We start from the raw sequence: 7470 nt of genomic DNA, 5'->3' as shown, positions 1-7470 counted from the left end.
TTTTAGTCATCAGTCCAATTTATTATAGAGCCTGATTATTAATGTACATAAGTGCGTTAGCACTTATGTAAGAAATTCTAAAAATGAACTACGAATGACGTTGTGTGACGCCTGAGGGAGTAGGATGAGTGTCGAGACCGAGGCTCGACCCAGTCCCCCTAGGCAAGCATCACAACAGAATGAATAAATATTCATCTGAGAATTTCTTTACAACCCTGCTCCCTAATTATCAATCACTTTCGGATTTGATGATGTCGCTTCAACATAATAAGTTTTCACGTCTTCTTTACCTTTATGCTTCACTTTAATTTCCCAGTTCGCCTGCAATAATTGCACATTCGTTTCTCTCACAACCGAGTAATATCCCAGTCTTGCGTCCATCACTTCATCGCCTGATTTCAAGTAACGATTAAAGTATAACGTTTCTACTGCTTTACGTGGTGTAATCACTTGCTTCTTAGGATTATTATCACTCTTAGCAGGTTCAATATTATTCATTACCGATTGTTCATAACTTGTCGCTTTACCATCATTGATATTAAAGCGTAGACGCGCTTTATTATTGTTCATCAACGGATAACCTTCATAAGCCTGTTCATATGTCACAGTATCAGATGTAACATCACCAAGTTGATACATCTTACCATTGTAAACATTACTCACGATGTAATCTTTTAAATCACTTAAATTACTATCACTCACATTAACTGTACTATCAATCTCACCAGTTAACGTATTACCAGAATCTTCCGCTTCTAATGACGACTTACCCTTCGCATAACTTTCGAAGTCTTTAGACTTAGCAGTAATCATCTGCATCTTCGTCCCACTTACATCTTTATTTAAAATATCCTTCGAAATTTTAATTTCTTCTTGCTGGAATTTAACCTCATTATCACTTTCAGATTCGTTAATTTGAGACTTCGTCACCTTATTCACGTAAATCAATACGAGTAGGATATTAACTAGAATAAACACGAAAATAAACAATGTCTTCGTTCGTTTCCAATTCATTTATTCAAGCCTCCCATCCTCATAAGCGTACCAATCGCCGTCATATTGAACATACCATGTTGGCACAAACTCACTATTACGTTGCACTTCTATATCATCTTTATCAGGTTGATCATCTTCTTTATAACCAATGACCATATTCGTTACCTTTTCAAAATCAATCGTATGATTATTTGCGAGTGAAGAACGAACACTTTCAACACTATCAAGTGACTTCGTTTTACCTTCTAAAGGTACACTAGAACGCAATAGCGCACGTTTGTAGTCATAAATGCCTTTATCTCCCCAAGTAATCTCTATATCATTTAATTGCTGATCATTGAATGTTGGGTGCCCATTGAGGAAAAGTTGGTACGTTAATTCACCCGATGAATTATCTGTATTGAAAAGACGAAAGTCATCATTGAAGAATCCACCATGTCCATTTATATATTCAAATGTACTTGGAATCGTTGAATCCATATCACTTGAGCTAGATTCATTTTCAGATAGATTTTTATAATGATATTTCTTACTTTCATCATTATAGTTCGCTACGCCAGTGTTATTATTGTACGTTGTCGAACCACTCTTACCGCTTCGAATAATCACTGAGTCGTCAAATAGAATAGCATTCATCGTTTCGACTGGAATCGTATCATAAACCATACGGTAAGAACGCATGTCTTTCGGACGATTTGGCGCAAATATATGCGTTGATTTATCAATCGTATCTTTATTTGTGATTACCTCTGAATATTTCTGCATTTCTTTATTCAAATGATCCATCACTTTAATAAAATGATTAGCTTTCGTAGTCAATGTTACTTTCATTACTTCATGACGATCTTCACTAATCGCATACAACTCTAAATTCTCTTTAGGATTTTGACTTACGATAATACGATTAAATTTGAAGTTTTTAGGTACCTTCGCTGATGAATTCAATACTTGACCTAAATATGTCGTTAGCGGCATATCATAAGTAAAATCTAGCACAGTAAAGTGGTCATTTAACATGGGAATATTTAAATTATAATCTCGATGAATATGTTCCACTTTACTGACTTCATGATTCTTCAATGTACCTGTTATTTGAGACAATTGAGCACGAGATGGTGCCAGCCCTTTAACCTTATCGCCTTTAACTTCTACAATTTGATACGGAGATATCACATTCTCAATATTGGCAGACATGGGCTTACCAATCGTCTTAGTATTGCTCTTTTTACTATCTGTGCTATCAATATTATTTAAATCTGGTGAAAAATTCCACACCATAAACGTAAGCACAACACTCATCATAACTAATAGGAAAAGAATAATAGATTTAATATGCTCTTTACTCTTCATCCCAATCACCGTCGTCTATAACTTCACATGGAAGTGTAATAAATATCGATGTGCCTTGTCCTTCAACGCTATTCGCCCAAATTCTTCCATTATGCGCTTCTACAATCTCTTTCGAAATGGCAAGTCCTAAACCTGTACCACCCATTTTACGTGTACGTGCTTTATCTACACGATAGAAACGATCAAAGATTTTATCCACTTTGTTAATTGGGATACCTATACCATTGTCTTTAATACGAATCGTCATACGATTGTATAAAGCGTTTTGTTTCACGTGGAACTCGACGCGTTTTTCACCACGAGAATATTTCATCGCGTTAGTAATAACGTTATCAAACACTTGTGTCATCTTATCTGGATCAATTTCAGTAAAGATGGTTTCAGAAGGAATTTCACGTACAAACGTCGTGTCTTTCGCGGCCATTTCATGACGATTAATAATCTTATTAATGAACATGTTGAAGTCGACAATTTCCTTCGTAATTTGTTCAGATTCGTTATCCATTTTCGATAACTGTAGTAAATCATTAACAAGACGAATCATTCGCTCTGTCTCTTCACGTGTTACCGATAAGAAAGATGGTGCTAAATTATCATCTTTCCAAGCACCTTCTTCAAGTGCCTCTATGTAACTGTTCATTGATGTTAAAGGCGTACGTAATTCGTGAGATACGTTCGCAACGAATTCACGACGTTCACGTTCAACTTGTTGTTGTTCTGTAACGTCATGTAATACGGCGATGTAACCTGTCACAAATCCAGTTTCTTGAACAATCGTACTGAAATTCACACGTGCGATGATGCCTTCATCTTCATTCATATCTAATAAGAAGCTATCGTTATTCTCTTGAATTTCATCCAATGAGAATTCGTCTTCTAAATGCAATACACTTAGCATGTAATAACCGATTAAGTCTTCCTTAGACATACCTAACATTTTTATCGCCATATCATTGACGATACGCACTCGACCACGTCGGTCTGTTGCGATAATACCGTCACTCATATGCGTGATAACTGAGTCTAAACGACGTTTCTCACTCTCAGTATTCGCTTGTGCCTCTTGAACTCGCTTAGACAAGTTGTTGAAGGCTAAAGCTAATTCACCGATTTCGTCATTACCATATATCTTAACGCGTTGCGTATAATTACCTTTAGACATCTCTACCGTCTGATTACGCATGTCAGTAATCGGCCTTGTAATCGTCCTCGCGATAAAGAAACCAAGTATAACGGTAATGAAGAGGGAAATCGCAGTACCGATAATGAATATTTGGTTAATATTATTCAACTGATTATATACATCATTAATATTCGATTCTATGTAAATATTACCAATCGTCTCGTTGCCATTCTTTACGGGTAAGTTGTAAATCCAAATTCGCTCTTTACCGCTACCATAGTCTTTTAAAACATTGTGACTATTTGATTCACCTAGCGATAAGGCTTTTTGAACGGAGTTATCGTTAACCTTTTGATTAATCATATTATGTGATGATATCTTCGCTGTAGCCATGATAATTTGATCTTTATCAATAAAACGAATTTCTTCAATTTCTTGACGGTTGGCATACTCATTTAATAAACTTTGAACTTCTTTTTGAGCGTTAGAGGGATCATCTCTGTATATCCGCTCAATGTTAACTTCAAGCTGTGTCGCATACTGTTTAATATTCTTCATGAAGTTATTTGTCAGTTCTTTTTCTAAACTATTAGTGAAATACAGACCGATGATCTGCATTCCAATAATAATCAATAACACATAAACAATAACAAGCTTGGTGTGAAGGGATTGTAACTGTTTCAGCCACTTCATAGTCGCAAGCCCCTAATCATGTTGTTGGAGAAAGTATCCAACGCCTCTACGTGTCACAATATATTCAGGGTGTGAAGGATCATCTTCAATCTTCTCACGTAAACGACGAATCGTTACGTCTACTGTACGCACGTCACCGAAGTAATCATAACCCCATACTGTTTGTAGTAAATGTTCACGTGTCATGACTTGACCCATATGTTTAGAAAGGTAGTGGAAGAGTTCAAATTCTCTGTGTGTTAATTCAATATCTTCCCCACGCTTTTTAATCGAGTAAGCATCTGGGTAAATGACAATATCTTTAATTGTAATTTCATTTGTCGTACCACTTACTTCTTGAGCTGGTTGTGAATAATGGCGACGTAAGTTCGCTTTCACACGTGCGATTAATTCACGTGTGCTGAACGGTTTCGTAACATAATCATCCGCACCAAGTTCAAGACCTAATACTTTATCGATTTCAGAGTCTTTCGCTGTTAACATAATAATCGGCATTTCGAATTTCTTACGTACTTCACGGCACACTTCCATACCGTCACGACCAGGTAACATGATATCTAATAATACGATGTCTGGTTCTTCCTCGTAGATTAAATCTACTGCATCATTACCATCATAGGCACAGTAAACATCATATCCTTCTTTTTTCAAATTAAATTCTAAGATGTCCGCAATTGGCTTTTCGTCATCTACAACAACAACTTTTCTTGCCATATCTATAAACCTCATTTCTCAAATTGTAGTTCTATATTTTATTATTCGTTCTTATGAATTAGTAAAGATTAAACTGTGATTTGATGCGTTTTTAATAAGTTTATAGCGCATATTAATCTACTATATAATTTACCATTAATATTCATGTAATTCTATTTTCATATTTAAAATTATAGAATAATATTCGTTTAAAGTTTACCACTCTAATTTAATATTACAAATAAGTTGAACCCTTTGAATACGGGACAAAAGTCGTAGTGACGCCCATTTAACCCATTATTACAGAATGATGATACGACTCAATGGTTTAGTAGCAAGCTTTCAATTTTAAACATAAGAATAATATTAAGATTCTGTTGCGACGTCATACTTTTGTAATGCTAAATAATGTATTACGATATTTAGCTTTTAGTATATTTTTTGATTTTTTGAAAAGGATATCTAAAAAGTTTAAAATGTGGATTTACATGAGTAAGTAAAATGAAGGCATAAAAAAATGCCTATCCTTTTGGATAAGCAATACGGTCTCGACGGGAATCGAACCCGCGATCTCCTGCGTGACAGGCAGGCGTGTTAACCGCTACACTACGAGACCTAAAAAATGGTGACTCCTACGGGACTCGAACCCGTGTTACCGCCGTGAAAGGGCGGTGTCTTAACCGCTTGACCAAGGAGCCGTTCTTAAGCACAAGATAGATTATAGCACAGGCTTTATTTTGAAGACAAGACATTTTTTACATAATTTTAATATTTTTTTATAATTCCTTAATTTTTTGGATAAACGTTGTAATAACAATGGTTTTAAGGTTACAAATGCTATATTTATCGATTTTTTACACTTATATTTTTATAAAAAACGGGGGTGCGACAGAAATAAAATTTTCTCAAAGTTTATTTCGTTGTTACCTCGTCAAGGATGACTAGGTTTGAAAAAAGCTTGATTCAAGCGCATTTTCAAATCAGTCATCTACTGACAAAATAATAAAGTAGGCTGAGACATTTTATTTTGTCCCAGCCTCACTAATTATTAATATTGTTGGAATGATAGACGGGTTACTGTGAGCAGGTTTTTCGGCAGAAATACTCAAAGTTCGACAAAACCTGAGAAACAGTTTTGCTCACTTTTCGATTCTGCTCAAAACCTAAACGCTCACTTGCGCACCTTTTTTACCACAATTGTTCTAATAGGTTTGTTTGGTCACGGTCTGGACCTACTGAGAAGATTGAAATACGTACATTACATAATTCAGAGATGCGTTCTAAGTATTTACGTGCATTATCTGGTAATTCTTCTAATGTACGGCAACCAGTGATATCTTCTTCCCATCCTGGTAACTCTTCAAAAATTGGTTTACAACGACGTAATTGATCTAAGTTAGCAGGATATTCTGTAATTTCTTCTCCATCTAATTCGTAAGCAGTACAAATCTTCACTGTATCAAGACCTGTAAGTACGTCGATAGAGTTAATAGATAAGTCTGTAATACCACTAACACGACGAGAGTGACGTAATACAACTGAGTCAAACCAACCTACACGACGTGGACGTCCTGTTGTTGTACCGTATTCACGACCAACTTCTCTAATATGATGTCCATCTTCATCAAATAATTCTGTAGGGAATGGACCATCGCCTACACGAGATGTATATGCTTTACATACACCAATCACTTTAGATACGAAAGTTGGGCCTACACCTGTACCAACTGTTACATTACCTGCAACAGGGTTACTTGAAGTTACGAAAGGATATGTACCATGGTCAATATCTAACATAACACCTTGTGCACCTTCAAATAAAACTTTTTCTTCAGCTACAAATGCATCATCTAAGATTTTAGAAGTATCTGTAACAAACTCTTTCAAACGTTGGCCTGCAGCATAGTATTCATCAAAGATTTCATCGAAACGTGGGCAAGTTTCATTAAACATGCCTTTGAAGTATGCATTTTTAACTTCAATGTTTTCTTTTAAACGTCTTTCAAATGTTTCTTTTTCTAATAAGTCAGCCATACGGATACCAATACGTTGCGCTTTATCCACATAAGCTGGTCCGATACCTTTCTTAGTAGTACCGATTTTATTATCACCACGACGACGTTCTTCATATTCATCTTGTGCTAAGTGATATGGAAGAATGACTTGCGCACGGTTAGAAATACGTAAGTTTGAAGTAGATACACCACGTTCATTTAAACCGTCTAATTCTTTTAATAATGCAACTGGATCTACAACTACACCGTTACCTATAACTGCAAGTTTATCTTTATAAAATATACCTGATGGCACTAAATGTAATTTATAAGTTTCACCACCAAATTGAATCGTATGACCTGCGTTATTACCTCCTGAAAAACGTGCAATAACATCTGCTTGTTCCGCTAAGAAATCTGTAATTTTACCTTTACCTTCGTCTCCCCATTGTGTCCCAACAACTACGATTGATGACATGTGAGCACCTCCAAAGTTTTCTCAATTAACCATTAAGTATTCTATCAATACGAACCTCATAATGCAAATAAAAATCGAACATTAATTTTAGCGTATAATAGTTCTACACTCTAACGTCAATTTATTTAACAAAACTGTTAAAA

Annotated in this window: 5 protein-coding genes and 2 tRNA genes; all 7 read right to left on the bottom strand. The window is 35.5% G+C overall.

Annotation, left to right across the window (positions count from 1 at the left end; all coding sequences use genetic code 11):
* Positions 1-222: 222 nt before the first annotated feature.
* Positions 223-1014: a two-component system regulatory protein YycI gene (locus HMPREF3134_RS08285; RefSeq protein WP_037552501.1), complete on the bottom strand. Its 792-nt coding sequence runs from the start codon at positions 1012-1014 to the stop codon at positions 223-225.
* The gene (locus tag HMPREF3134_RS08280) at positions 1015-2346 is read right to left on the bottom strand and encodes a YycH family regulatory protein (protein WP_070442132.1); all 1332 of its coding nucleotides are present in this window, start codon (positions 2344-2346) and stop codon (positions 1015-1017) included.
* A complete protein-coding gene (walK, locus tag HMPREF3134_RS08275) occupies positions 2336-4162 on the bottom strand; it encodes a cell wall metabolism sensor histidine kinase WalK (RefSeq protein ID WP_037552504.1) in 1827 nt (608 codons plus the stop codon). Before walK ends, HMPREF3134_RS08280 begins: the two co-directional genes overlap by 11 nt.
* A 12-nt stretch (positions 4163-4174) precedes the next feature.
* Positions 4175-4876 (bottom strand): response regulator YycF, encoded by a 702-nt coding sequence (gene yycF / locus HMPREF3134_RS08270; protein ID WP_011274375.1) that lies wholly within the window; start codon positions 4874-4876, stop codon positions 4175-4177.
* A gap of 522 nt (positions 4877-5398) precedes the next feature.
* Positions 5399-5471 (bottom strand) — tRNA-Asp (locus tag HMPREF3134_RS08265).
* Positions 5472-5478: 7 nt separating this feature from the next.
* A tRNA-Glu gene (locus HMPREF3134_RS08260) sits at positions 5479-5553 on the bottom strand.
* 490 nt (positions 5554-6043) lie between these two features.
* Positions 6044-7327 (bottom strand): adenylosuccinate synthase, encoded by a 1284-nt coding sequence (locus tag HMPREF3134_RS08255; RefSeq protein WP_048667871.1) that lies wholly within the window; start codon positions 7325-7327, stop codon positions 6044-6046.
* Positions 7328-7470: the final 143 nt, after the last annotated feature.

Source organism: Staphylococcus sp. HMSC14D10, from assembly GCF_001808125.1.
Taxonomy (GTDB): Bacteria; Bacillota; Bacilli; order Staphylococcales; family Staphylococcaceae; genus Staphylococcus; species Staphylococcus haemolyticus.
This window is presented reverse-complemented; position numbering and strand designations above follow the sequence as displayed.

Bases quoted from the DNA above. Each gene is read 5' to 3' on its own strand.
- HMPREF3134_RS08285 (WP_037552501.1), bottom strand. From the start codon at position 1,014: ATGAATTGGAAACGAACGAAGACATTGTTTATTTTCGTGTTTATTCTA.
- HMPREF3134_RS08255 (WP_048667871.1), bottom strand. From the start codon at position 7,327: ATGTCATCAATCGTAGTTGTTGGGACACAATGGGGAGACGAAGGTAAA.
- HMPREF3134_RS08280 (WP_070442132.1), bottom strand. From the start codon at position 2,346: ATGAAGAGTAAAGAGCATATTAAATCTATTATTCTTTTCCTATTAGTT.
- yycF (WP_011274375.1), bottom strand. From the start codon at position 4,876: ATGGCAAGAAAAGTTGTTGTTGTAGATGACGAAAAGCCAATTGCGGAC.
- walK (WP_037552504.1), bottom strand. From the start codon at position 4,162: ATGAAGTGGCTGAAACAGTTACAATCCCTTCACACCAAGCTTGTTATT.